The sequence below is a fragment of the Paenibacillus sp. LK1 genome, assembly GCF_002750415.1.
GTDB classification, from domain to species: domain Bacteria; phylum Bacillota; class Bacilli; order Paenibacillales; family Paenibacillaceae; genus Paenibacillus; species Paenibacillus taichungensis.
This window is the reverse complement of sequence record NZ_PEII01000005.1, coordinates 246,531-273,243: the sequence shown is the minus strand read 5'-3', so window position 1 is coordinate 273,243 and position 26,713 is coordinate 246,531. Positions and strand designations below refer to the sequence as shown.

Here is a 26,713-nt window from a genome sequence, read left to right as displayed (position 1 = left end):
AGTGTAAATATTCTTTAGTTTAGTATGAATAAAAGTGCGAGGGGAATATAATTTGAAAAACTATCTCGATTTATTACAGGATATTCTGGATACAGGCGTGCATAAGGGAGATCGCACTGGCACTGGAACACAATCGGTATTTGGCAGACAACTTCGATATGACCTATCCGAAGGGTTTCCGCTGGTAACCACCAAACGAATCCATCTGAAATCAGTCATTCATGAGTTGTTGTGGTTTTTGAGCGGGGATACGAATATATCTTATCTCAAGGAAAACGGCGTGAAGATCTGGGACGATTGGGCAGATGAGAATGGCGACCTAGGTCCGGTGTATGGATCACAATGGCGTACCTGGGAAGCACCTAACGGAGAGAAGATCGATCAGATTGCAGCCGTTATTGATTCGATCAAAAATAATCCGGATTCGCGGCGTCACCTCGTTAGTGCCTGGAATGTGGCGGAGATTAACAACATGAAATTGCCTCCTTGTCATTTCGCGTTTCAGTTCTACGTTGCTGAGGGTAAACTATCGTGTATGCTTACCATGCGTTCTGTAGATACGTTCCTCGGGCTGCCATTTAACATTGCCAGCTATTCGCTGCTGACACATATGATTGCCCAGCAGTGTGATCTTGAAGTAGGAGAGTTTATTTGGTCCGGTGGGGATGTACACATCTACTCAAACCATGTGGAACAAGTGAAAACTCAATTGGAGCGTGAGCCATTCGCGCTGCCTAAGTTGGTTATCAAGCGCAAGCCGGATTCCATTTTCGATTATACGTTTGATGATTTTGAGTTTGAGAACTATCAGCATCATCCGGGAATTAAAGCCCCGATTGCTGTATAAGTACGTGATTTTCAACAACCTCTAAACAGATGCGGATTGAAGGAGTGTGTAATCTTGAGCATTGAACTTGTATGGGCGATGGGCGAGAATGGCGTCATTGGATTGAATAATTCCATTCCGTGGCGTTTGCCTAAAGATATGGCCTTTTTCAAGCAACGTACGTTAAACAAAACGATTATTATGGGACGCAATACATGGGAGTCCTTTGGAGGCAAGCCGCTTCCGCAACGTCGGAATATTGTTGTAACAAGAGATCTTAACTATCAAGCGAATCAGGCTGAAGTGGTGCATACGATTGAAGAGGGTCTGGAAGTTACAAAAGGCGAAGAGCTTTGCGTCATTGGCGGTTCTCAGGTCTATCGTGAGTTTTTGCCGCTCGCAGATCGTCTGGTGGTAACCAAAATCCATGAGAATTTTGAAGGGGATACCTTTTTCCCGGAAGTGGATTGGTCGGAGTGGGAGCTAACAGAACAGATCGAAGGCGAGCAAGATGAAAAAAATGTTTATGCGTATACGTTTGAGTTCTACGAACGAAAACGGTAAGAGGGACATAAGATGAAGTAAAAGAGCCCAAAATTACGCTATAAACGAAATATAAGGGCGCTGATTTACGAAATATTCGTGAACAGCGTCTTTTCTTTTAAAAATAAAATGAAATAAATAAGAAATCACATAAAGATGACATAAATATAACGTTTGATTAACGAAGAAAATGATTGTAATACATAGCCTCTAATCTCTCTTTAGTAAAAAAGTATAAAAATTGTAGGATTTCACCGTTGTAAAGCCCTAAAATTAGTTATTGTTCGGATTTGGTAGCCTAAGACAATAAAAAATGTTGTTTTTAATGATAAATTACCTTACATTTAAATAACGTTGCTGTCGTTTTTTCATTAATTAAACGCCTGCTTTCGTATAGTCAGACCTCAGAAATAACCATTTTAAGGGTATTGACCATGGGTAGACTTGGACGATATGATGTATAAAATACAAATAATTATTCGGATAATCCATTTAATATTCAGCATGCAAAATGCTACTATAATTGAAATATCTTCGAGAAGATTTTGTGATACAATATACAAAAACTCAAACATGAGTAATCCATTTCATATAGAACCATGCAGATGAAGGGATTAAGACAAGAACGGATGGGGGAAAACGTAAGATGTCTACACCTACTGGATTTATGGAATACAAACGGCAGCTGCCTGCGGACCGCCAACCAGCGGAGCGGGTTAAGGATTGGGAAGAGTTTCATAAACATATGGCGGAAGAAGAGCTCAGAACACAAGGTGCACGATGCATGGATTGTGGTACCCCGTATTGCCATACAGGTATAGATATGACTGGCGGAACATCGGGCTGTCCTGTGCATAACCTGATTCCAGAATGGAATAATCTGGTGTATCGTGGTTTGTGGAGAGAAGCACTTGATCGTCTGCACAAAACGAATAATTTCCCTGAGTTTACAGGTCGTGTCTGCCCTGCTCCTTGTGAAGGATCATGTACAGTGGGACTTATCGGTGAACCTGTAACCATCAAAACGATTGAAGAAGCGATTATTGAAAAGGGTTTTGAAGAAGGATGGGTGGTTCCCCAGCCTCCAGAGAAACGTACGGGTAAACGTGTAGCAGTTGTAGGTTCAGGTCCTGCAGGCCTGGCTACGGCAGCTCAGTTGAACAAAGCAGGTCACTCGGTGACGGTATACGAGCGCTCCGACCGTGTCGGCGGACTGCTGATGTATGGTATTCCTACGATGAAATTGGACAAAAACGTCGTTCAGCGTCGTGTTGATTTGTTGGAAGCAGAAGGCATTCAATTTGTAACTAACACGGAGATCGGTAAAGATATTGCTGCGCAGCAACTGGTGGATGATTATGATGCGGTTGTTTTGTGCGGCGGTGCAACCAAACCACGTGAGTTCAACATTGAAGGCAGTGACTTGAAAGGCGTACATTACGCCATGGATTTCCTGAATGGCAGCATCAAAAGTTACTTGGACTCCAATCTGGAGGATGGTAATTACCTGTCAGCACAGGACAAGGATGTTATCGTCATCGGTGGCGGGGATACAGGTTCCGACTGTGTAGCTACATCACTTCGTCATGGTTGTCGGAGCATTACACAATTTGGTACACATACTCAGGCTCCTATGGAAAGGGATCGTATTAATAACCCTTGGCCGCAATTCCCGAACGTATATACTCTTGATTATGCACAGGAAGAAGCGAAAGCATTGTTCGGTGACGATCCGCGTGAGTTCTCCATCATGACGACCAAATTTGTGGGTGATGATGAAGGGAATCTCAAAGAACTTCACACCGTTCAAATCGAGCGTATTGTAGATGAGACGGGACGTAAGATCTATCAGCCGATTCCGGGTACAGAGCGTGTCTTCCCAGCTCAAATGGCCATGATTGCTATCGGTTTTGACGGACCGGAGCAGACTTTGGTGGAACAACTAGGACTTGCAACAGACCGTCGTACCAATGTTAAGGCGCGTTACGGTAAATACAATACCAATGTGGATAAAGTATTTGCAGCAGGTGACATGCGTCGTGGTCAAAGTCTGGTTGTATGGGCAATTAATGAAGGCCGTGAAGCTGCCCGTGAAGTGGACAAATACTTGATGGGTGCTACAGTTCTCGTATAACGAGTTAATGAGCCGCATATGGATATGGATTTGCAATTATTGAATAAAATATATAATTGATTCAACAAAACTCTTGCAATTAGCGGGAGTTTTTTGTTGTTTTTACGATTACATGAGTCCTTCAGCTACAATTATTTTAGACAACTGTGAGGTATAGCATTGCTTTTTATCTCATAAAGATTTATTATTACATTATAATGATTATAAATAAGAAGCATAATGACACTTACTTGAAAACTACACAAATTGTGAAATTATAATATCCGGAGGTGCAATCTTTATGGCAAGTAACCGGGACAAATCCATTTCAGAACAGATTGATGACATTAAAAAACAGTTGGTTGCAAAAAGTTATAAGCTGACACAACAACGAGAAGTTACGGTACGTGTGTTACTTGAACATGAGAAGGATCATTTTAGCGCTGAGGAAGTATTTCTGCTGGTCAAGGAACAATTCCCGGAGATTGGCTTGGCTACCGTATATCGTACGCTTGAACTGCTTAGTGACCTGCAGGTCGTAGAAAAGATTAACTTTGGGGACGGTGCTGCGCGCTTCGACCTGCGAAGTACGGATGGTTCACATCACCATCATCATTTGATTTGCACAGAGTGTGGCACTGTAGAAGAGATTATGGAGGATGGTTTGCTTCGTCTTGAACAACAAATCGAGCGTCAATACGGCTTTGCCGTTACAGACCATCGGCTTGATTTTCAGGGCGTGTGCAAAGAGTGTAGAGCGAAGCAGGCTTTGAATGAACAGGCAGCAGGGTAAATCTAATGGGGAGGATGCTCCCGCAACCAAAATCTGATATAATTAGTTTCAGAAGCAAGGGGCTTCCGTGGGCGGAAGGCCCCTTTTTGCCGTCATCTGGACGGTGAAGGAGGAGAGATGGACGGATGAAGACACTGGTTATTGCGGAAAAGCCCGACATGGGCCGAACCATTGCCGCCGTCATAGAACCAAGAGCCAAGAACAATCGCAATTATTTGGAAGGTGAGCATTACATTATCACCTGGGCGATTGGTCATCTATTGGGACTTGCTGAACCGGATGCCTATGATTCAAAGTACAAGCGCTGGAATATCAGCGACCTGCCGATCATTCCGGATCAGTTTAAGATCGTACCCAACCCCAGAACGAAAGATCAACTGAAAATGATCGGAGAACTTGCGAAAAGGGCATCGGCCATCGTTAATGCTTGTGATGCAGGGCGAGAGGGACAGTATATTTTTGCCTTAATTCAACAACAGTTGAAGCTGCGTCAGCCTGTCAAACGTCTGTGGATATCGGATTTGACCGCTGAGAGTATTAAACGTGGTTTTGACGGTTTGAAAGACGCCTCGGAATTTGAGAATTTGACTCATGCTGCCAGAGCGCGTAGTGAAGCGGATTGGCTGATTGGCATGAATGCGTCCCGGGCTTTCACTACAAGACATAATGCCTTGCTCTCTGTAGGCCGGGTGCAGACTCCGGTACTGGCCTTGATCTATGATCGGGAAATCGAGATTGAAGCGTTCCAGTCCCAGACTTTTTATGAAGTAGCCGCATGGTTTCGTCAAGAAGGAGTGGAGTACAGGGGATTACGTCAAGGGGACAAGCTGACCGACCCCGCCATTGCTGAATCAATTGCGACCAGTGTGAAGGGGAAGACAGGACAGATTACCAAGTACGAAGCAAAACAGACTAAGGAGTATCCATACAGGTTGTATGATCTGACCCTTTTGCAACGTGAAGCAAATGCGAAGTATGGATATGGAGCGAAGAAAACGTTGGATATTGCTCAAGCGCTTTACGAGAAACATAAAGTGATCTCTTATCCACGGACCAATTCAAACTATGTTACGGAACAGAATATTGAAGGTATGCACAAAACGCTGAATCTGCTTAAAAATGGACCCTATAGTGAACTGGCGCAAGGAGCGAAACCTGAACTTGTTCATAAAGGTAACAAGGGTGTATGTAACCCGTCCAGAGTTGAGGATCACCATGCGATTCTGCCTACATTGAAACGACCGGGTACGTTATCCAAGGATGAACAGAATATCTATGATCTGATCGTAAGGCGTTTCTTATCTCATTTCTATCCGCCAGCAGAGTATAAGCAGCATACCGTGCTCACTGACGTTGAGAAACACCAGTTCAAGACATCTGTGAAAGAACTGCTGTCACTGGGGTGGAAGGTGGTATTGGGGTCTTCAGATCAGGAGCAGACAGGCAAGAAAAAGACAAAGAAAAACAGCAACGAAGAAGAGGAAGCAGAGGAATGGACAGACAAGGCATTTGCTGTTCAACCTGAATTGCCTGTTCAATGTACCAAGAGTGAATTCAAGGAGAAGGCGACACAGCCTCCCAAGAGTTATACTGAGGGAACGTTGCTAAAAGCAATGGAGAGTGCAGGGAAACAGATCGAGAATGAAGAGTTACGTGATGCAATGAAAGACAGTGGACTAGGGACACCTGCGACACGTGCGGCAACGATCGAACGACTCAAAAACGTGGGTTACATTACGATGCAGGGTAAAAAGATGCAACTGACGTTGAAGGGCCGGACAGCCATTGAGTTGATCCGTAAGGCAGGCGTAGATCTGTTAACCTCGCCTGAAATGACGGGCCAATGGGAAAGAAGATTGTACCAAATTTCCAAAGGTGAAGCGGGCCAGGACAAGTTTATGGAGAACGTCAAAAAATTTACGATGTCCATTATTGATAAAGTACGTGTGCAGGCACCGGCACCAGCGGATGCTTTTGGGGAAGATACACGTGGGGGGCGGGGTAAAGGCAAGGGAGCCAAAACCCAGAAAACCAGCACCAGGACAACTTCTGCCAAGACATCAGGTACGGGCTCAAGTACCAGTGCGGGTTCGAAGACTTCACGTCAAACGTCAGGAGCTTCATCCAGAACTGGCAGTGTCGCGAACGCGACAGCACAAACTCGATCTTCGACTTCCAGTCAATCGGGCGTTCGAGAAACGCTGGCATCTTGTCCATCACCGGGTTGCACCGGTCAGATCATTGAAGGCAAGAAAGGCTATGGCTGTACACGTTTCAAAGAAGGCTGCGGGTTTGTCATATGGAAAGAGTACGTCGGTAAGAAAATCACCAGTACGATGTTAAAAGCGTTGATTGAAAAGGGAAGTACTCAAGTACTAGCTTTTAAACGAAAAGACGGAAGTACGGTGAAGGCTCGTATTATTTTGCAAGATAAGGTAACCGGCAAGCTATCTGCGGAAAAGCAGGATGCATAGGTTTATTGGATGTTAAGGCTGTAAGAAGAATGTGATTCCTGATGGGCCAGCGTCAAATTCAATTACAATAAAATAAGAAAAGGACCCTTATCCAAGGGTCCTTTTTTGTTGCTGCTGTTGTATATTTTCATGAATAACCTTCGGTACCTCTTCCAGGGCCGTGATGGTATACATCGATGTCTCGGGATTAGGTTGAAGCTCTACCATGTTGTATTGCCATTCGTTCGGCTGTTTGATATATATGCTATGGATGCCAGCCGTCACTGCTGGCATGATGTCTGTACGCAGTGAGTTTCCAATCATCCACGTTGCACGACGCTCAAAAGGTCCAGTAGAGAGTATACCTTCAAGCGCTTCAATGTTCTTATGTTGCCGAATGTAGATCCGGTCATCAAAATAAGCCGAAAGCTTCATCTGGTCAATCTTCCGCTGCTGAATTACGGTTTCTCCACCTGTGTACAGGTAGAGGGCGTGTCCAGCCGATTTAAGATTCTCCAGCGTTTCGACCATATGAGGATAAGGCTCCACCTCTTGGTCATATACACTCATCCCCAATTTGGTGAGGTAAGACTCTTCTTGTTGAGAGGTGGGTTTTGAGAACTTCTGGGAGAAGTAACGGTAGGTATCAATAAGGGATTGTGGGAAATGGTGACTTGCAAATCCCAGTTTGTTGACCCCGGTTACATCAATCTCCAGCTGTTTCTCCCTAATTTGTTGAACTGTTAGTGCATGTCCGTCAAACCACTCTTGCATGTTCTCGAAGAATTCACCAAGCACCAGGTTGAAATATTTATTGCAGTACACGAGTGTATCATCTAGATCGAACAAAATATGTTGTTTTATTATTTTCATATCCAATTCACTCCTTGCAGCCAGCAGCACAGTTGTTCATATTTTATATGCGTATATAAGATTCCAGGAACATATTCAATTCAGATACGCCATCTGGTCGAATACTGTATTTCTCTTTACGATTACTGCCGAGCAGATGGGTTCGTAGCAGTCCGGCGATGCGTAATGCCATAACCTGATCTTTAACCATATCCTCGTCTTTACCCAACTCCTCACACATCTCAGCGAGAGACTTCGGTTCACCTGACACGTAACGGAGCAGACGGAGTCTTTCCGGATCAGCCAGGGCATGTGTAAAACGAAGCAGACAGGTTGGTGGTTGGTCTTCATCCTCTTCGGGTGCGTCTACAGGATACTGCATGATCATCATGCCCTCATAGAAGCAGTACATATTAATAGGACGGTTGTGGACGGTTGGAAACAGGATAACTTCATCCAGTCCAGGCATCGGTTCAACCAGAACACCCGCAGTAGCGTATTCAATAAGGAGTTCAGGCCCCATTTTATCAAGCAGTACGCGTTTCTCTTCAGCGTCTTCCTCAAGCCAGGTACGATAATCCTCACTCATATTCTGGCAGTAATGCTGATCCCAAAGTCGTAAAAGTGGCACATAGCTATCCCGAATACGTGTAGATTCTTCTATGGTAAGATGGGGCAGCAGAACAGATACGCGTGCGAACAGCTCTTCGGCTGTTAGTCCAGCAAGCATATCCAGGAAATCAATATTCTCATTAGAAGTGTTCCGATAGGCCGCCCATGCAAATAATACATCAAAGTCATCAAAAGGCCAGGTGGCAGCAGGTGCGAGCGCTGCACGAACGTTGGAACTTAGTTTGCCTTCCACCTCAATGATCCATTCGGGGCCAACATCCAGATGTTGAATCCACTTCTTCGTTACATAGACCAAAAAGCTGTTGAGCATTTCATATATCGGTGAAACATCGATTTTAACATGATAAGCCATATGATGCAGAATCCTCCCGTCACATCTAAATGTACGCAGCGACTTAAGTACTATTATGGCTTGTTTTGCAGGGCGTTGTCCACTATAATGTTCAAGTCCAGGGCAAAACCCCTGGCTTAACCATGCATGATCAATAGAATAGATATAACATCTGAAAGGTCGTCAGTGATGGCGATTTTTCTTTGTATGCTTGCAGGAGGAATGATTTTTGTGTCATCTATAACCACCCCAAAATTATCACATTCTACATCTAACTATCTCATTCTGATTACCGTTATTGTTGTGGCGGGGATCAGTCAGGGCCTTTTATTACCGGTGCTCTCGATTTTTTTGGAGCAAAAGGGAGTCTCACCGGGTTTAAACGGTTTGAATGCAGCCGCACTGTACGTTGGCTCTTTTGCCATGACCTTGGTGGCAGAACGATTGCTGGGAGCTATTGGTTTCAAAAAGTTGATTATCGGCGGACTGTTATTTGTCATGATTCCCCTCATTCTGTTTCCTTATTTTCCGGATATCAAAATTTGGTTCATATTGCGTCTTGTCGTCGGAATCGGGGATAGTGCACTCCATTATTCTGCCCAATTATGGGTGCTACTGGTGACCGCACCCGAAAAACGCGGACGTTACATCTCTTTATACGGCATGTCTTATGGTTTAGGATTCAGTATTGGCCCATTGGGAATCAAGCTACTTGGTTTTGGAGATGCCGTTCCATTCTGGGTATTATTCGTATGTATGGCTGCTGTACTTATCCTTGTATTAATGAAGCTTCCCGATACGAAGCCGGAAAAGGCCGAACATGGACAACTGCCTGAACGCCGTTTCCGACGAAGTCTGGCCTGGGCATGGTATGCGCTGTTGCCTGCGTTATTGTACGGGTACATGGAAGCCGGGATGAACAGCAATTTTCCGGTATACGGCCTGCGTATTGGTTTGGATGCCAATCAGATATCGTCATTACTGCCTTTTGTCGGAATAGGTGGTCTATTCCTGCAATTGCCTTTAGGCATATTGAGTGACCGTTATGGACGTAAGCAAACATTAATGTTTGCTGGTATTACAGGAGGTATCATCTTTATGCTGGTTCCTGTTGCGGGCACACATTTCTGGTGGACACTTGTGCTGTTGACCATAGCAGGAGGTCTGGTAGGTTCATTTTTCTCGCTTGGCCTGGCCTATGCCGCCGATATTTTGCCAAAAGCGCTACTGCCTGCAGCGAACGTGGTGGCCTCATTTCATTTTACAATTGGAAGCATCATTGGACCGAATCTGGGTGGCCAAGTGATCAACTGGATTTCACCAGGAAGCATGTTTATTTTGCTTGGATTCATGTATCTTCTTTTTGGTGCAGCAGGTGTATTATTTCGTCGTAAACCTATGCTCGAATCTGTGGTAAAATAGAAGCTGGTGTTCGCATGGAAATTGATGTCCATTTCCGAGTACACTAGTAGTAGGGAAAAACATGGACAAGAGGAGACATCGCGATGATCAGAGTTGAGGGTTTAAGCAAATCCGTTGGAGCGGACCGGGTTCCGGTTCTGCGGGATATACGATTCGATATGCAACAGGGAGAAATGATTGGAGTAGTGGGTTCAAGTGGCAGTGGGAAAAGTATGCTGCTTAAATGCCTTGCTATGATGGAAAAATGGGATAGTGGTCAATTTACGGTGGACGGAGCCGAGATTATAAAAGAAGGTTGGTCCGGAAAACGGAAAATTAAACGGGAATGGGCATACTTGGAACAGAATCCGCAATTGTATCCGAGACGTACAGCTTTGAAAAATGTATTGATCGGTCGGTCCGGTCAAACTCCTTTGTGGAGAATGGTAACAGGTATGGTTCGTTCCGATGATTATATGGGTGCGATGGATTATCTGGAAGGGCTCGGATTGCTGGATAAAGCCCACCAGACGGCAGAGAAGCTCAGTGGTGGCGAGAAGCAGCGTGTCGCGATTGCCAGAGCGCTTGCGCATGGCGCTAAAGTTGTTTTGGCAGATGAGCCTGTCATCGGACTTGATCCTCATACAGCAGATACGGTGCTGGAAACGCTGCGCAAATTGTGCGAAGAGGAACGGGCTACCGTGATTGCAGTATTGCCCATTGAAATGGCAGAGAAACATGCGACCCGCATCTGGGGTCTTGCGGAAGGCAAGATTGCTTTTGATATACGTGGACGTCGGTTGACACAGCAAGAAAAAAATATGATTTAAACTATTGAAAAGAGTGATGAATTTGCTTAATTCACGGTGGGGGCGCCTGTTAGCGGGGGGAGCAGTAAGTATCTTGCTCGGTTCAGTCCTTAGCGGATGTACTGTTATAAGCGATCCTAAGGGTTTGATGAGAAAACCAATGATGTCTACAGACAAGGAAAAATTATTAAATGTGGTTCAGCGGGAACAGCCACCCGAAAGCAAATTGATTCGCCCCAAAGACATGAATAATACCAGTATGATTCGTGTTGAAGACCTGAACGGAGATGGTACTCGGGAAGCCATCGTTTTCTATGAGACCCCGAATGAGAACGTGCGAATTCATGGCATGTTACTGGAGGAGCAGGGGGATTCATGGGTTAAGAAGTTGACATTTGATGTTCCGGGAAATGAACTGCAATCATTCAAAGTATTGGACATTACCAATGATGGGAATCCGGATATTATCCTGGGCGTAAGTTTACAAGAACAGAAAGCGTTAACTGCTTATTCTTATAAAGCCGGAGCACTTGAACAAGTATTGGGAGGTGTTCCTTATAATCAATATATTATAGATGATGTTCAAGGGAACACCCTCGATTTAAACGGGGACAAGAAAAATGATTTCGCAATCGTATCCCTGAATAATAGCGGATTTGCATCTATTGCGTTATATCAGTACGACGACGGAAGTTTCAAGGAAGTTGATAGAATGCAGACGGACTACACTGTGAAAGAAATATATAATGCTCTCGGTGGTCAGATTGCAAAAGATAAAGTGGGTATTGTACTGGATTCAGAGTTGGATGACCGAAGTACATTTTCACAGATCATATACGTAAAAGATAATAAGTTAGTGAATGCTTTTAAATCGCCTGATCAAACCTACAGAGATGACAAAATTTTAAGCGGTGATGTCGACAATGATGGTATTATTGAGTTTGGCTTGAAGGAAACACCTAAAGGCTGGGAGCATTACGTATTTGATTCCCGGATGTGGTTCTATACTTTTTATCAATGGGATGGCAAGGATGATAAGAAATTTGTCTCATTCCAATATCGGGATGATGCTGACTTATTCCATTTGAATCTGAAGCCGGAGTGGTATGGAAAGATTACCATCGATACCAAATCGGAAAAGGAAAAATACATCCGTTTTAAAATGATTGATACCGATGAAACCGTAGGTGAAATAAAATATTTCACGCTTTCTCAGTGGGAACAGGAAAAAGGCAAAAGTTGGAAAGAAATTACCCGGACGAATGATCGGGTCATTGCTTCCCGCGGTGCACAACTGGATGCCGATGGTGGATTGCTTGACAATATACCGCAACTGAATAGAAAGGAAGAACTTAATGAGTAAAGTACTTATTCTAGAGGATGAAGAATCCATCCGCAGTTTTATTGTTATTAATTTGAAGAGAAACGGGTTCGAAGTACTCGAAGCGGGAGATGGACACGAGGCGCTTCGCATTTTGCAATCCGTACCAGATATCGACTTGGCTTTGCTGGATGTTATGGTTCCTGGAATTGACGGATTTGAAGTGTGTCGTCGTATTCGTGAAACGAATGAACGTCTGGGTATTATTTTCCTTACAGCCAAAGTACAGGAGCAGGACAAGGTTTATGCGCTCTCCGTTGGCGCGGACGATCACGTAAGTAAGCCGTTCAGTCCAACAGAGCTCATTGCACGCATTCAGTCTTTGCTACGCCGGGTGAACGTTCACCGGGAGACAGCTGCCAAGGTTACATTCCAATCTGGTCCATTTTCTTTGGATCTGATTTCAAAGCAATTCAAGAAGCAAAATGAATTAATTGAGTTAACACCAACTGAATTTTCTTTGATTCAATTTTTCCTGGAAAAAGAAAATACACCGCTTAGTCGAGATGTGCTGCTGGATCATGTATGGGGCAAAGAGTATATGGGTGATCCCAAAATCGTGGACGTAAACATTCGCCGCTTGCGCCAGAAAATTGAGAACAATCCTTCCGAACCTGAATACCTGCAGACTGTATGGGGTCACGGTTACAAATGGAAGGGCCGGGATCAATGATCAAAAAAGGCATCACACGGCAGATTGTACTACATTACTTCATTGTAGTTTTTCTGGCTCTGCTGTTGGTGGAATTCGTATTTATGCTGGCGGTGCAACGATATTATTATGAGAGCATCTACAATACAATCAGTACCCATATCTCCAATTCGAAGGATTTTTTTGAGCCTCTAGCTCGTGAGAGTAATTCGGAAGATGGAAATAATCTGTCCAGATTACTTGTTAATTTGGAATTATCTAATACAGAACTCGAGATTCTGGATCTGAACGGTCATGTGTTAGCGAGTTCGACTGCATTTGAGTCTGACCGGGCCGTGCTGCAAACGAGTGATATCCAACAGGCGTTGAATGGCAGTATGGGACGTTGGGTAGGCAGACAACCAGGTACAGGAGAGCAGGTCATGGCCGTTTCCCACAAGTTTGATCTAGGCGGCGAAAATACGTATGTTATTCGATACCTAACATCGCTCGAAAATGTGAATTCCAAGTTATTGTTCATGGGGATGCTTGCGATTGCAGTAGGTGTTGGCGTACTGGCAATCGTCTTGATCATCAGTATAGGTATGGCCAATTCCATAGTACGACCGATTAACAACATTACGGCGGTGTCCGCTCAAATGGCCCGAGGACGTCTGGATGTCAGAGTTAAGGGAAACTACAAACATGAATTAGGCGAACTGGCATCTACTTTGAATTTTATGGCACATGAAATTGTACGCAGCAATCAGATCAAAGACGATTTTATTTCTTCCATTTCTCATGAATTGCGAACGCCCCTGACCAGTATCAAAGGGTGGAGTGAGACGCTGGACTCCGGTGGATACGATCCGGATGAAACGAGAATTGGAATGAGTATTATCTCTAAAGAAACGGAGCGTCTGATCGGACTTGTAGAAGAGATGCTCGATTTCTCCAAATTGCAGCAAAATCAGATGAAGTTGGTGAAAGGAACCGTCAGCATTCGTGAGATTGTTCAGGAAACCATGTTGAATGTTTGGGCAAAAGCTGAGCAAAAACAGATACATCTCAAGTTAGAAAGTGATGAAAATCGTGCTTTCAATGTTTTTGGGGATGGTAACAGATTAAAACAAGTTTTCCTGAACATTGTAGACAATGCGATCAAATTCTCGCATGAGAATTCCTGGATCTTTTTATCGGTCAAAGAAGAAGACGGGCAGATTATAGCTGCTGTTCAGGATACGGGTATTGGTATCAGTGAAGAGCATTTAATCAAGGTGCGTGATCGCTTCTTCCAGGTCGATCACCAGAACGGTGGAACAGGGCTTGGACTTGCTATTACGCAGGAATTAGTAGAACTGCATGAGGGAACAATTATCATGCAAAGTGAACTCGGGACGGGAACAACGGTGACGGTGACGTTACCAGCTTTACCGGAGGAAGAGACGGTGGAGGAAACCATAATGCAGACTGATGAAGCCGAAGAAAGTGTCGATGCGAAGTTAACTCAAGCAGAATCTGATCCGAAAAAAAATTGATTTCTGCATAAATTTGTTTTCGCAACAAAAAGGCGAGCCATATATGGCTCGCCTTTTCTTTATGTTTATGAAGAAAGTTCACCAGCGCGCAGACGCCCGCTTTTTTCGTAAACATCTTTCAGCATGCGTACAGGTTGTGTGCGCACAGCCGGTTTGGCGGAGACAATCTCATTCGGTCCGACAACCACGATTTCATCCGCCGTTCCTTTGACAATGGCACCATCTTTGATAATGGCACCTTCACCAATGATGGCGCGTTCGATGTGAACACCGCGGCCTACCCGTGCATTCGGCATGATCACGCTGTCTTTAACCTCAGAACCTTTACCAACTTCGGCTCCGCAGAAAATAACAGAACGTTCAGCCCGGCCATCAATGGCGCAGGATTCATGGATCATGGAGTGCAGGAGCTCAGCACGTGTCTGACGTGCTTTGTATGCACTTGGTTTAGTTCTCCACTCACGAGTAAACATAGGCCAGTCTTCTTTTTGCAGGCTCCAGTCTTCATCGTTATGAAGCAGATCCATGTGCGCATCCCATAAACTCTTCACGGTACCCACGTCTTTCCAATAACCATTGAAGTTATATACGAAGAGAGGGGTGTTCTCATTCAACATTTGAGGAATCACATCTTTACCGAAGTCATGGCTGGATTCCGGATTAGCGGCATCTTCGAGCAAGTGGCGCTTCAGGTATTCCCATTTGAACATGTAAATGCCCATGGAAGCCAGATTACTTTTCGGTTCGGCCGGTTTCTCGGCAAACTCGGTAACTCTCAGATTCTCATCCGCTGCCATAATGCCGAAGCGATGGGCTTCTTCCCATGGAACTTCCATAACCGAGATCGTCGCTACCGCTTCATTAGCGGTATGAGCTTCCAGCATTTCACGATAATTCATATGATAGATATGGTCACCCGACAAAATTAGAACATTTTCGGGGTTTTGTTGGTCAATATAGTCAATATTTTTATAAATAGCATCCGCGGTTCCCAAGTATTCGTCATTTCCTGTATGATAAGATGGAAGTAAGGAAATTCCTGCCTCACTTGAAGTACCATGTCCCCAAGGTTCTCCTCCACCAATGTGATCATGTAATGAATCAGCTTGATACTGCGTCAGAACACCTACGGTGTCGATGCCTGAGTTTACGCAGTTGCTGAGAGGAAAATCGATAATCCGGTAGTGCCCGCCAAACGGTACAGCGGGTTTTGCGATACTTGAGGTTAAAGGGGCTAATCGCTTCCCTTCTCCTCCCGCCAACAGCATAGCGATGCAATCTTTATTAAACATAATCGTTTCCCTCCCAAGATATTTGTCCAGTGTAGTACATACATAAACGCAATGCGGAGCTATTGAAACGATGTATACTGTAAAAATCCTGAAAAATTACAACATTTTTTTACACACCGCATTTTTCTTTTCAACTTGGCTAGAATGGGGTAATGGTTAATGTTATATCTATTTTCTGGAGAAGAAGGTGATCTCTTGGCCATTCAACCGTTAACAAACCCGGAAATTTCACCGGAGCACATTTATTTGTTTCATGAAGGAAACCTTCATCACAGTTATCGAATAATGGGCGCACAGCCTGCGATCGAAGATCATCGTCAGGGATATCGTTTTACCGTGTGGGCTCCGAATGCCACAGAAGTTGGACTGGCTTTAGACCGTAATGGTTGGAAAGGTGAACAGGAACCTTTTTATAAGATACCCGATTCTGGATTTTGGAGTCGTTTTATTCCGGAAATCAGTGAAGGAACTTTATACAAATTCCGTATATTAACGGAAGATGGTACTGAATTGCTTAAAGCAGACCCTTATGCTTTCCAGGCGGAAGTTCGTCCGCGTACGGCATCGGTCACCAGCTCCATTGAAGGTTACAAATGGAATGATGGCGCATGGAGACGCAAACAACGAGGCGTGTATAACAAACCTCTACATATTTATGAAATGCATGCTGGAACCTGGAAACGAAAAGAAGACGGAACTCTTTACAGTTATCGTGAACTTGCGGAATTGCTTGTTCCTTATTTATTGGAGATGAAATATACCCATGTTGAGATGATGCCCCTGAGTGAACATCCTTACGACCTTTCGTGGGGGTATCAGAACACTGGATTCTTTGCGCCAACCAGCCGTTATGGGCATCCTAAAGATCTGATGTATTTGATTGATACGCTACATCAGGCAGGTATAGGCGTATTGCTTGATTGGGTCCCCGCGCATTTTGCCAAGGATGCTCATGGCTTGCGTTTGTTTGATGGAACGCCCTTGTATGAATATGCAGATCCATTGTTAGCAGAGAGACCAGGTTGGGGCACACTTAGCTTTGACTACTCTAAACCTGAAATTCGTTCGTTTTTGATCTCGAATGCGTTGTACTGGATGGAGATGTACCATTTCGACGGACTTCGGGTCGACGCCGTAACCAGTATGCTTAAGTTGGATTTCGAAAAGCAGCCAGGTCAATACCGAACGAATAACGAAGGTGGCCTGGAAAACAAGGAAGCTGTTGCTTTTTTGCAGCAGTTGAATGAAACAGTCTTCAAGTACTTTCCCTATGCGCTGATGATGGCAGAAGAATCCAGTGCATGGCCAATGGTTACTTCACCAGTAGATCAGGGTGGGCTAGGTTTCAACTACAAATGGAACATGGGTTGGATGAACGATACACTTGATTACATGGAATCCGATTTTCACGAACGTCCTTCCAAACATCATTTGCTGACATTCCCGGTCGTATACTCCTTTGCTGAAAATTACGTGCTTCCTCTGTCTCATGACGAGGTCGTTCATGGCAAAAAGTCGCTCCTAGACAAGATGCCAGGAACATACGAGCAGAAGTTTGCCGGCATGCGTGCCTTCATGGGGTACTTTATGACATTCCCAGGCAAAAAACTGCTGTTTATGGGTGGAGAATTCGGCCAGTTTATCGAATGGAAAGATGAAGATCAACTGGACTGGTTTTTGCTGAACTACGACAGTCACCGTAAACTCCACAAGTTTGAGCGGGATCTGTCCGAGCTATACTTGGGCGAAAAAGCTTTGTGGGAGCTTGATCATTCCTTTGACGGTTATGAATGGATCACTCCGGATGATCAGGACCAAAGTGTCATTTCATATGTGCGCAAAGGAAAAAAACCTGCGGATACACTCCTTGTGCTCATTAACTTTCAGCCAGTCAAGCGGGAGCGTTACCGGATTGGTGTCATGCGTCCCGGTATGTATACCGAAGTTCTGAACAGTGATCATTCCGATTACGGCGGATCAGGCATTATCAATGATATGCAGCTTACTACTGAAAAGATTCCTTTTCATGGGCAACCACATAGTTTGGAAGTTGTTTTGCCACCGCTAAGCGTAGTTATTTTAAAAAAGAACACACGTCGGAAAACGGATGCATTGCCCCTTGAAGTTCAATCCGTCAGAGCAAAAGCCAGTACCACTAGAACCAGTAAAACCACAGAAAGCACTACAGTTAAACCCAAAAGGAGGACGAAGGCATGAATATTCTATTTGCTGCTGCTGAAGTACATCCATTTATCAAAACAGGAGGCCTTGCTGACGTCATCGGCGCATTACCACAGGCATTAAAGAAGAGTGGGGCAGATGTTCGTGTCATTTTACCCAAATATAAGGGCATTCCGGATGAGTATAAAGAGGCAATGGAGTCTGTCATTACGAAAGATATTCCTCTTGGTTGGCGCAGACCGTATTGTGGAATAGAGATGCTTGTCCATGACGGAATTCCTGTCTACTTTGTGGACAATGAATACTATTTTGGACGGGATGGCGTGTATGGGTATATGGATGACGGGGAGCGTTTTGCCTTCTTCAATCGTGCTGTTCTCGAGGTGCTGCCGCAAATTGAGTTTAAGCCGGATGTGCTGCACAGTCACGATTGGCACGCGGGGATGATTCCTTTACTACTGGAAGCTCACTATGCTCATGATCCTTTTTACAGTGAAATGAGAACGGTTTTTACGATACATAACCTGTTATATCAAGGTGTGTTTCCACATGATTTATTCAGTGATCTGCTTGAGCTGGATGATCGGTATTTCACGGTGGATGGAGCAGAATATTATGGCAATGTCAATTTCCTGAAGGCAGGAGTCGTTTTTGCGGATCATGTAACAACTGTCAGCCCTACCTACGCCCAGGAAGTACAAACCTCCTACTATGGCTATGGTCTGGATGGATTACTCAGTTCCTTGGGCGATCGTTTCAGTGGGATTGTTAACGGTATTGATACTAAGAGTTACAACCCTGCAGCGGACAATAAAATTGCGGTTAAATACAGAACCAGCCTGTCCAAGAAAATCGAGAACAAGATCGAGCTGCAAAAGGAATTAGGATTGCCAGTACGTCCGGATGCTCCACTTATGGTGATGGTTACAAGGCTAGTGGATTCCAAAGGTTTGGATTTGGTATGTCGTGTACTGGATGAATTATTGTACTATGACGACATTCAATTCGCAGTATTGGGTACCGGGGATCCGGCTTATGAGCACTGGTTCCGTGAGGCAGCTAATCGTTATCCGCTGAAAATGTCTGCTCAGATTACCTTCAATGATGGGTTATCTCGCCGCTTCTATGCCGGCAGTGATCTGTTCTTGATGCCATCGAGGTTCGAGCCATGTGGCATTAGCCAATTGCTTGCACTCCGTTATGGCAGTGTACCACTTGTCCGGGAAACCGGGGGTCTGAACGATACGGTGCAGGCATACAATGAATTCAGCGGTGAGGGGAATGGATTCTCTTTCACCAGTTTTAACGCCCATGACATGATGAACACCATTCGCCGCGCCGAGAAGTTTTACCGTCAGCCCGAGCACTGGAAAAAGATCGTGAAAAATGCAATGAGCGGAGACTACAGCTGGAACGTCTCAGCTGAAGAGTATATGGATATTTATCGCCGAATAACGCTTGAATCTGTGAAATAGTTTTGCATAAATGAGCCGCAGTATATTTGTACTGTGGCTTTTTTGTACGATCATAAGAGGAGGCGAATTTAAAATGAACAACTACATTAATTTTACCTCTGATTACAATCCTAATTTGCAGGCTCTAAGCAGTGTCGACGGATATAATGCCGTCAAAATGAATGAAATGTTTGGCCAGATCATGGGAAATATTGCCGCTGTACAATCCACGCTGACAGGCAGTTTTATTAATGTGAGGAGTTTTGCTCCCGGAGATGGAAGCGATCAGACAGCCCAGATTAAAGCTTTTTTTGACTCAGCACAAGAAGGTGATGTTTTATTATTTACGCCAGGGCACTATAAAGTTGTCAAGACGGGCTGGTTCTATACGTTTAGTGGAAGGTCTGTTATCATCAAAGCGTTGCCAGGCGCAATATTGGAGGTCTCCGATCAGGGAATCAGAATCGAAGGAAGCAATCATGTAGAGATAAGTGGCTTGACCTTGGTTCGTACGACTCAAGCAGCTTGGAGTAAAAGCAAGACAGGTTTATACATCGAGAATTCGAGCAATGTACTGTTGCAAAATAACGATATTAGTAAATTTACCGATGGGATTGGAGTCAATGGTTCCAGCAGTCAAGACAATCCCGCCCGAAATGTCGTCATAAGAAACAATAAACTTCATCACTTGGGAGAGGAACCGATTGCAGTTCGGAGTCATTTGGTTTTTGTGGTGATTCGTGAGAATGACTGTTATCGCTATCTTGGAGATGGTATCCTGGTCAAGGGAACATGGCATGTTTCGATCATCGATAACTTTCTACACACGCCTGTATTATCCAGTGATTCAGATTATGCTGCCTTCTCAGGCGGACAACAAGTGAATCATATGCCTACAGTCGGTGGTGGGATTACCTGTAACAATGAAGGAGGTGAGACTGGAGCCAAAAACCTGCATATACATGGTAATAGCCTGATTGGAACATCATTTGGTGTGGGGCTTATCGGTTTCGAAGGTGCCTTTGTAACCTCCAATGTCTTTAAGAATATCAAAATCACGTCTGTTATTTCAGTATCTTTCCTTCCCTCCCAATATAATCCCAACGATTTAAGCAACCATCTGTTTGTAATCCAGGGAAACCTGATCGACACCATCTCAAGGCCAAGTGCTACTGCTGCCATAGAAGCGAAAACCAGTACAGGTGCAGAAGGCATGGACATCGGAATTATATCAGACAACATTATTATTCCAAGAGGTAAACACTGGGGAATTGTGGCGGATGGTCATATTATCGTAAAAGGCAATTATATTGCCCAAGCGGGGATAGCAATGGATATTGCCAATGGAGTGATTGCATCGAGCAACATCATTGAGCTAGGCTTTGAGACGACCAATCCTGACCGGATGGTCAGTTTGCATAATGATTGTACCTTTTCTCACAATTCAGTTGCAGGAAAAGGCACATGTATTCAAGTTCGTGGCTCCAACAATATCGTCACTGGAAATCGCTTGAAATATGAGGGAACATGGTGGGCAGTGCATCTGGACATGGTTAATAATACGGTGGAGGGCAACATCATAAGAGATAACATGCTGATGGTTGCGGCAAGTGCGACGGGACGTTATCTCTTTGGTGCAAGTCCCTTTACAAATGGGAAAAACATTGTCGTTGATCTGGTTAAAGACAATAATGGAACGCTATATCAATTAATAAATGAAATTGTCATGCTTGGTCCAAATTCTACGCGGTGGAAGATAACCATAGATGCAAAAGGGGATTTGAAAACGACGAAGTTATAGCCTAAACTTCAGCTCTTCGTCAGAAAACTCCTGAGCATCCGTTGATTATTAAAAGGTTATTCAATTTTCAGGAGTTTTTCTGGCAAGTAGTTAGCTCGGTTCCAATTGTCTATACAAAATACGGTATCCGTAAGGATCAAGTTTAATATTCATCACTCCATTGGTGGGAACAACAGCATCTTCGGTTAGAGCATCCTTCCAGTCCTTGGTTTCCATCGGATGTGACAGTGTACGTTCTAGCGGAGTATTGTTCATCCACACCGTAAAGTGAAGAGAGTCATCCATACGTTCATAAATGATGCATGGATCATTGTGATCGGCCTTCAAAAAACGGAAGCGGCCTTTGCGAAGAGCCTCATTACTTTTCCGCAAATCAATCATCAGGCGATAGAAGTCATAAAGCTCCTTATCTTGCTTGGCAGGGTCCCATTGCATGCATTTACGGCAATCCGGATCACCTTCTCCACGTATACCAACCTCATCCCCATAGAATATACAGGGCGTACCAATATAAGTGAAAAGAAACACAACCGACAATTTTAATCTGCGTTTGTCTTCTCCGGCCCGAGTAAGCAGACGTGGGGTGTCATGACTGCACAGCATATTGAAGATGACTTCATTCGTCTGTTGCGGGTAACGCATAATGAGTGAGCCCATCTCGTTAGCGAAGTTATAACCATCCATCGAACCACAAAAGAATTCAAGCACCTTGTCAGCAAAAGGGTAGTTCATTACGGAATCAAATTGATCTCCCATAAGCCATGTCAGGGAATCACTCCAAACTTCGCCTACAATATAGGCTTCTGGATTGGCGGTTTTGACTACTTTGCGGAAATCACGCCAGAAATGGTTATCCACTTCATTCGCAACATCGAGTCGCCAACCGTCTAGTTTAATCTCCTTGATCCAGTATTCAGCCACATCAAGCAAATAGTCTTTTACTTCGGGATTGGCGGTATTGAACTTGGGCATATTGCCATAAAATCCAAAGGTATCGTAGGTTGGTATACCATCCTTGATCTGCACCGGATATTCATTAATATGAAACCAGTCTGCATATTTGGAGTTTTTGCCGTTCTTCAGGACATCCTGAAAAGGAGGGAAGTCTTCGCTGCAATGGTTAAATACCGCATCCAGCATGACACGGATTCCGCGGCGATGACATTGTTCTGCTACTTTTTTGAGCATTTCATTGTCCCCGAATTGAGGGTCTACTTTTTTATAATCAACGGTATCGTATTTATGGTAGGAGTTTGCTTGGAACAGAGGGGTAAAGTAGATGGCGTTAACACCGAGTTTAGTCAGATCATCCAGGTGATTGAGAACACCTTGCAGGTCTCCGCCAAAGTAGTTATCCAGTTCAGGTCGACCGCCCCATTCCTGGGTTCCTTCCGGGTTCAGATCGGGATTACCATTGGCAAACCTTTCGGTCATGATTTGGTAGAACACGGCTTCTTTAGCCCATTCGGGAACCTTAAATACATCAATTTCATGAATGTAGGAAAATTCATAATATCCTCCTGTAGGATACGGGGGAGTATAATGAATTCCGTTATCAGCCAAATAAATATTTTCGGTACCGGCGGTTATACGAAAGATGTAAGTCAGACGTTTGAATTTGGGCTTAACTGCAGTTTCCCAGTAATCAAACATATTGTCGGAAGCCGCTTTTTCCAATTGAATTTCCTTATAAGTTCCATTCCAATCGTATTTATCACCAGTCAGTGCAGTCACATATTGTACATCGTCTCTCTTCGTTCGTACACGCAGGTGAATCGTCGAGGGATTATAAGCATAAGCCCATTTATCGCGTGGAACGTGATACATCGCTTCGAGCAGCATGACAACACCTCCTGAGCTCAAGATAAAGTTATAGCTATAAATAACCAAGTTAGACAGCATGTGAACCATTAGTTCAGCCGCTAAATGTAAAGATTTCAACATTTTTCAACGTTTTCTTTTCACAGCATTTCCAGCTTGTGTCCGTATATACGTATTTATGACAAAACAAAAGGGTGCTCCTTAAGACCCGAAATGCAGGTCCTGCAGAACACCCTGCTGCAAATACGCAGCATTTTGCGAAAAACTTAGCGACTTGCTTGCTTAAACTCTGTTTGAATGGTTTGCAGCAGCTCAGGTTGTGTAAGAACATCATAAGCAGTTGCAGCAATTGCCTTGGCTCCAAGGATCATACCGTCCAGGGCCCGTTCCTGTAACGCCAGATCCCGGAATTCAATGGAATGAAGCGTATGAACTTCGTCCACAACACGGATATAAGGGTGGATCGCAGGACAACGCAAGGATACGTTACCAATATCCATAGAACCATGGTCGTTACCACTCACGATCTCCTCTTGAGAAATACCCAGTTTAAGCAGATTAGCACTAAAAGCAGCAGATAACGATTCATTCGTGACCATCTCATCATAGGAAGTCTCATAATTAGATGTAACAAGCCGGCATCCCGTTTGCAAAGCAGAACCTTCCGCGATCTGAATTACGCGTTGAGTGAGAATATTCAACTCTTTTCTCGTCGAGGCACGTACATAGAATTGTGCTGAAGCGTAGTCAGGTATGATGTTGGCTGCCTGTCCTCCGCTATTGATAACCCCATGAATACGAACCGTGCTTTTCACTTGTTGACGGAACGCATTAATGCCATTAAACGTCTGGATTACTGCATCCAGGGCGTTAATGCCTTCATGTGGACTTGCAGCAGCATGTGAAGATTTCCCATGGAATTCAAATTGTACAGCATCAATAGCCAGGGAACTGCCAGATTTCTCATAGGCGTAATAAGGGTGCGCCATTAGTGCGACATCACAGTCATCAAACAATCCTGCTTCAGCCATAGGCACTTTGGCCCCACGCGTTTCTTCCGCTGGCGTACCGAACACTTTTAATGTTCCGCCGACTTCATCCAGTATGGACTTCAGACCTACTGCAGCTCCGAGGCTCATCATACAGATTAGATGGTGTCCACAAGCATGACCGATTTCCGGAAGTGCGTCGTATTCACATAACAGGGCAATCGTCGGACCTGGTTTGGAAGCAGCATACGTACCGATAAATGCGGTGTCCAAACCAAGGACAGGAGCTTCTACAGAGAAACCATGGTAGGCAAGTTCTTCTTTTAACCGAGCAGAAGCAAGGTATTCTTCGTTACCAAGTTCGGGATTGGCACCAATGTATGATGAAATCTCCTTAAAACGGGAAGCATATTGGTCAATAACAGTTAGTATTTGTGTTTTGGTATGTGTCATGATGGACTCCTTAAGCAAAAATGAAAATAATTCAATAATTATATCATAGTTGCGGTTATTTTTCAGAAACGGGCTGTAATCGAATCCTGTCGAAATGCATTGCATAATCATGCATTCTACTTTATAATGACTCAGGCATCAACAACAGAAAGCATACAAAGTATTATAAGGGGAGAACAGGGTTGAAATTGATTAGTCGTTACACCATGATGCTGCTAGCTTTTGTGGTCTTGCTAACTACGGTTGCACCTGTTGCGATGGCAACGGGAACTACAAGCAATTCAGGCAGTAAAAAGCTGGTGCTCGGTACAAGTGCCGATTTTGCACCATATGAATTCCATAAAGTGATTGATGGTAAAGACCAAATTGTCGGATTTGATATTTCGATTGCTAAAGAAATTGCTGCCGATCTTGGCGCAGAACTTGTAATAGAGGATATGGGTTTTGACGGACTTCTTCCTGCGTTGCAGAGTGGTCGGGTGGATATGGTCATCTCGGGAATGACGCCAACGGATGATCGTAGACAAAGCATTGACTTCTCCGATACCTATTATAAATCAAAGCAAGTCATCATGGTTCGCAATGCGGATAAAGATAAATATCCAACCATGGCTGATCTGGAAAATGAAAAAATTGGTGTCCAAAAAGGCTCCATTCAGGAAACGATTGGCCAGGGAATCCCAGGCGCAAAATTGACAGCACTTGATAAAATATCTGATATCGTACTGCAATTGCAGACCAATCGTGTAAATGCTGCAATCGTTGAGGATACAGTAGCTGCCGGTTACCTGGATGACGTGATTGGATTAGCTCCAGCTATTCCGGATGAAGAGCAGGCCGAAGCGGCAATCGGGATACGTAAGGGCAATACGGAATTGCTGAATGCAGTGAACGGAACGCTCGAACGTCTGAAAAGCGAAAATAAAATCGATCAGATGGTTACTGAAGCAAGCAAGTTGATGGCAGAGAAGAGTAAACAAAACATTTTCCAAGTATTCTGGCAGTACAAAAGCTTTTATGCAACAGGTGTAGGTTACACCCTCTTACTGTCTGCACTCGGTGTAATATTCGGGGTAATTATCGCTTTAATCATCTGTCTGTTCCGTCTACATGACTTCGCCATTTTGCGCTGGATCGGAACAGCTTATGTTGAGGTCATTCGTGGGACGCCAATGCTGGTACAATTGATGATTATCTATTACGGTGTATCATTGACCTTTGGGATTAATTTCTCGGCTCTTCAGGCGGGGATTATCACACTATCCATTAATAGTGGTGCCTATCTTGCCGAGATTTTCCGGGCAGGTATACAGGGTGTGGATCGCGGTCAACTGGAAGCAGCTCGTTCCCTGGGGATGGGCAGAGGTGCGGCCATGCGCTTCATTGTGCTTCCACAAGCGTTCAAAGCGGTGTTGCCGGCGATCGGTAATGAGTTCGTGACCATTATCAAGGAATCCTCCATCATCTCGGTTATTGGTATGGTGGACATTATGTACCAGGCAAGTGTAGTCAAAAACATTACGTACCAAGGAATGAATCCATTCCTGATTGCAGCGGCCATTTACTTTGTGCTGACGTTCATTTTGTCCAAGCTGCTGGGTCGACTGGAAAGGAAGTTGAGTGCAAGTGATAGACGTTAGACAATTACACAAATCATATGGAAATAACGATGTGCTCAAGGGCATTAATGTAACAATTGGCAAAGGCGAGGTTGTCGTGGTCATCGGTCCGTCCGGATCGGGGAAAAGTACATTTTTGCGCTGTTTGAACCTGCTGGAGCAGCCGACTTCAGGCGAAATTAATTTTGAAGGTGTGTCGATCACTGACCCCAAACATAACATTAATGCAACTCGTGAAAAAATGGGGATGGTATTCCAGCATTTCAATCTGTTTCCGCACAAAACGGTGCAACAGAATATTACGATTGCTCCCATTAAAGTGAAAAAACAATCTGCACAAGAAGCGGAACAAATCTGCGCAGATTTGCTCAAGACGGTTGGCCTGTCTGACAAAAAGGACGCTTATCCAAATCAGCTGTCCGGTGGACAGAAACAACGGATCGCTATTGCAAGAGCGCTTGCGATGCAGCCGCATGTCATGCTGTTTGACGAGCCTACTTCAGCACTGGACCCTGAAATGGTCGGTGAAGTACTGGATGTCATGAAGCGGCTTGCAGAGGGCGGCATGACTATGGTTATTGTAACCCATGAGATGGGCTTCGCACGCGAAGTAGGAGACCGTATCCTGTTCATGGATGGTGGGGTTATTGTAGAAGAAGGAACGCCTGCTGAAGTGTTTGGCGAGCCCAAGCATGCACGTACACGTGATTTCCTCGCTAAAGTGCTCTAATACCATCCAATAATAAGGATGAAGATCAAGATGAAAATGCAAAATCTATACTTTGGATGAGAATTTCAT

General features: G+C 44.4%; 20 protein-coding genes. 15 read left to right on the top strand and 5 right to left on the bottom strand.

The features are described 5' to 3' along the window. Positions 1-52: 52 nt before the first annotated feature. The 5 genes from thyA to CS562_RS13420 all read left to right on the top strand — a co-directional run bounded on the left by thyA (position 53) and on the right by CS562_RS13420 (position 6,749). Entirely contained in the window at positions 53-847 is a 795-nt protein-coding gene (thyA, locus tag CS562_RS13440; RefSeq protein WP_099856280.1) for a thymidylate synthase, read from the top strand. A gap of 54 nt (positions 848-901) precedes the next feature. Continuing rightward, the gene (locus CS562_RS13435; protein WP_076289129.1) at positions 902-1,390 is read left to right on the top strand and encodes a dihydrofolate reductase; all 489 of its coding nucleotides are present in this window, start codon (positions 902-904) and stop codon (positions 1,388-1,390) included. Between the two features lie 625 nt (positions 1,391-2,015). Further along, positions 2,016-3,503: a glutamate synthase subunit beta gene (locus CS562_RS13430; protein ID WP_024633996.1), complete on the top strand. Its 1,488-nt coding sequence runs from the start codon at positions 2,016-2,018 to the stop codon at positions 3,501-3,503. 304 nt (positions 3,504-3,807) lie between these two features. Then, positions 3,808-4,275: a ferric iron uptake transcriptional regulator gene (gene fur / locus CS562_RS13425; RefSeq protein WP_094936362.1), complete on the top strand. Its 468-nt coding sequence runs from the start codon at positions 3,808-3,810 to the stop codon at positions 4,273-4,275. A gap of 125 nt (positions 4,276-4,400) precedes the next feature. Next, positions 4,401-6,749 carry a DNA topoisomerase 3 gene (locus CS562_RS13420; protein ID WP_099856277.1) on the top strand — a complete coding sequence of 783 codons (2,349 nt, stop codon included), beginning with the start codon at positions 4,401-4,403 and terminating at the stop codon, positions 6,747-6,749. 87 nt (positions 6,750-6,836) lie between these two features. Here the strand turns inward: CS562_RS13420 and CS562_RS13415 are convergent, their stop codons facing one another. Both CS562_RS13415 and CS562_RS13410 read right to left on the bottom strand, forming a co-directional pair. After that, complete coding sequence (locus tag CS562_RS13415) at positions 6,837-7,601, bottom strand: HAD family hydrolase (RefSeq protein WP_076289131.1); 765 nt, start codon at positions 7,599-7,601, stop codon at positions 6,837-6,839. A 43-nt stretch (positions 7,602-7,644) separates the two neighbouring features. Then, positions 7,645-8,565, bottom strand: a complete 921-nt coding sequence (locus tag CS562_RS13410) for an ArsR/SmtB family transcription factor (protein WP_090899820.1) — start codon at positions 8,563-8,565, stop codon at positions 7,645-7,647. 201 nt (positions 8,566-8,766) lie between these two features. Here CS562_RS13410 and CS562_RS13405 point away from each other — a divergent pair, with 201 nt between their 5' ends. The 5 genes from CS562_RS13405 (at position 8,767) to CS562_RS13385 (ending at position 14,304) form a co-directional block, all read left to right on the top strand. Then, positions 8,767-9,966: an MFS transporter gene (locus CS562_RS13405; protein ID WP_076289133.1), complete on the top strand. Its 1,200-nt coding sequence runs from the start codon at positions 8,767-8,769 to the stop codon at positions 9,964-9,966. 83 nt (positions 9,967-10,049) lie between these two features. Then, the gene (locus CS562_RS13400; protein ID WP_076289134.1) at positions 10,050-10,775 is read left to right on the top strand and encodes a phosphonate ABC transporter ATP-binding protein; all 726 of its coding nucleotides are present in this window, start codon (positions 10,050-10,052) and stop codon (positions 10,773-10,775) included. 142 nt (positions 10,776-10,917) lie between these two features. Beyond that, positions 10,918-12,117, top strand: a complete 1,200-nt coding sequence (locus CS562_RS13395) for a hypothetical protein (protein WP_099856274.1) — start codon at positions 10,918-10,920, stop codon at positions 12,115-12,117. Beyond that, positions 12,110-12,808: a response regulator transcription factor gene (locus tag CS562_RS13390; RefSeq protein ID WP_063562821.1), complete on the top strand. Its 699-nt coding sequence runs from the start codon at positions 12,110-12,112 to the stop codon at positions 12,806-12,808. Before CS562_RS13395 ends, CS562_RS13390 begins: the two co-directional genes overlap by 8 nt. Continuing rightward, positions 12,805-14,304 carry a sensor histidine kinase gene (locus tag CS562_RS13385; RefSeq protein ID WP_099856271.1) on the top strand — a complete coding sequence of 500 codons (1,500 nt, stop codon included), beginning with the start codon at positions 12,805-12,807 and terminating at the stop codon, positions 14,302-14,304. Before CS562_RS13390 ends, CS562_RS13385 begins: the two co-directional genes overlap by 4 nt. A 65-nt stretch (positions 14,305-14,369) precedes the next feature. On the opposite strand, the gene CS562_RS13380 is transcribed toward CS562_RS13385, so the two are convergent. Further along, the gene (locus CS562_RS13380; protein ID WP_076289137.1) at positions 14,370-15,596 is read right to left on the bottom strand and encodes a glucose-1-phosphate adenylyltransferase; all 1,227 of its coding nucleotides are present in this window, start codon (positions 15,594-15,596) and stop codon (positions 14,370-14,372) included. A 159-nt stretch (positions 15,597-15,755) separates the two neighbouring features. On the opposite strand from CS562_RS13380, the gene glgB reads away from it, so the two are divergent. The 3 genes from glgB (at position 15,756) to CS562_RS13365 (ending at position 21,032) form a co-directional block, all read left to right on the top strand. After that, positions 15,756-17,813 carry a 1,4-alpha-glucan branching protein GlgB gene (gene glgB / locus CS562_RS13375; RefSeq protein ID WP_257219476.1) on the top strand — a complete coding sequence of 686 codons (2,058 nt, stop codon included), beginning with the start codon at positions 15,756-15,758 and terminating at the stop codon, positions 17,811-17,813. Beyond that, positions 17,810-19,252, top strand: a complete 1,443-nt coding sequence (gene glgA, locus CS562_RS13370; protein WP_099856269.1) for a glycogen synthase GlgA — start codon at positions 17,810-17,812, stop codon at positions 19,250-19,252. The genes glgB and glgA overlap by 4 nt, the downstream gene beginning before the upstream one ends. Positions 19,253-19,325: 73 nt before the next feature. Beyond that, positions 19,326-21,032, top strand: a complete 1,707-nt coding sequence (locus tag CS562_RS13365; RefSeq protein ID WP_180287120.1) for a NosD domain-containing protein — start codon at positions 19,326-19,328, stop codon at positions 21,030-21,032. Between the two features lie 90 nt (positions 21,033-21,122). Here CS562_RS13365 and CS562_RS13360 read toward each other — a convergent pair whose 3' ends face one another. Together CS562_RS13360 and CS562_RS13355 are read right to left on the bottom strand one after the other, a co-directional pair. Beyond that, positions 21,123-22,874: an alpha-glycosidase gene (locus tag CS562_RS13360; RefSeq protein WP_076289141.1), complete on the bottom strand. Its 1,752-nt coding sequence runs from the start codon at positions 22,872-22,874 to the stop codon at positions 21,123-21,125. A gap of 245 nt (positions 22,875-23,119) precedes the next feature. Continuing rightward, positions 23,120-24,295 carry a M20 family metallopeptidase gene (locus CS562_RS13355; RefSeq protein ID WP_099856735.1) on the bottom strand — a complete coding sequence of 392 codons (1,176 nt, stop codon included), beginning with the start codon at positions 24,293-24,295 and terminating at the stop codon, positions 23,120-23,122. A gap of 182 nt (positions 24,296-24,477) precedes the next feature. Between CS562_RS13355 and CS562_RS13350 the strand changes: the two genes are divergently transcribed. Together CS562_RS13350 and CS562_RS13345 are read left to right on the top strand one after the other, a co-directional pair. Continuing rightward, entirely contained in the window at positions 24,478-25,935 is a 1,458-nt protein-coding gene (locus CS562_RS13350; RefSeq protein WP_099856264.1) for an ABC transporter substrate-binding protein/permease, read from the top strand. Next, a complete protein-coding gene (locus CS562_RS13345) occupies positions 25,922-26,644 on the top strand; it encodes an amino acid ABC transporter ATP-binding protein (RefSeq protein WP_099856261.1) in 723 nt (240 codons plus the stop codon). Before CS562_RS13350 ends, CS562_RS13345 begins: the two co-directional genes overlap by 14 nt. Positions 26,645-26,713: the final 69 nt, after the last annotated feature.

Bases quoted from the DNA above. Each gene is read 5' to 3' on its own strand.
- CS562_RS13420 (WP_099856277.1), top strand. From the start codon at position 4,401: ATGAAGACACTGGTTATTGCGGAAAAGCCCGACATGGGCCGAACCATT.
- CS562_RS13415 (WP_076289131.1), bottom strand. From the start codon at position 7,601: ATGAAAATAATAAAACAACATATTTTGTTCGATCTAGATGATACACTC.
- CS562_RS13355 (WP_099856735.1), bottom strand. From the start codon at position 24,295: ATGACACATACCAAAACACAAATACTAACTGTTATTGACCAATATGCT.
- CS562_RS13365 (WP_180287120.1), top strand. From the start codon at position 19,326: ATGAACAACTACATTAATTTTACCTCTGATTACAATCCTAATTTGCAG.
- CS562_RS13380 (WP_076289137.1), bottom strand. From the start codon at position 15,596: ATGTTTAATAAAGATTGCATCGCTATGCTGTTGGCGGGAGGAGAAGGG.
- CS562_RS13400 (WP_076289134.1), top strand. From the start codon at position 10,050: ATGATCAGAGTTGAGGGTTTAAGCAAATCCGTTGGAGCGGACCGGGTT.
- CS562_RS13410 (WP_090899820.1), bottom strand. From the start codon at position 8,565: ATGGCTTATCATGTTAAAATCGATGTTTCACCGATATATGAAATGCTC.
- glgA (WP_099856269.1), top strand. From the start codon at position 17,810: ATGAATATTCTATTTGCTGCTGCTGAAGTACATCCATTTATCAAAACA.
- CS562_RS13390 (WP_063562821.1), top strand. From the start codon at position 12,110: ATGAGTAAAGTACTTATTCTAGAGGATGAAGAATCCATCCGCAGTTTT.
- CS562_RS13405 (WP_076289133.1), top strand. From the start codon at position 8,767: ATGATTTTTGTGTCATCTATAACCACCCCAAAATTATCACATTCTACA.
- glgB (WP_257219476.1), top strand. From the start codon at position 15,756: ATGTTATATCTATTTTCTGGAGAAGAAGGTGATCTCTTGGCCATTCAA.
- CS562_RS13360 (WP_076289141.1), bottom strand. From the start codon at position 22,874: ATGCTGCTCGAAGCGATGTATCACGTTCCACGCGATAAATGGGCTTAT.
- CS562_RS13430 (WP_024633996.1), top strand. From the start codon at position 2,016: ATGTCTACACCTACTGGATTTATGGAATACAAACGGCAGCTGCCTGCG.
- CS562_RS13385 (WP_099856271.1), top strand. From the start codon at position 12,805: ATGATCAAAAAAGGCATCACACGGCAGATTGTACTACATTACTTCATT.
- CS562_RS13395 (WP_099856274.1), top strand. From the start codon at position 10,918: ATGTCTACAGACAAGGAAAAATTATTAAATGTGGTTCAGCGGGAACAG.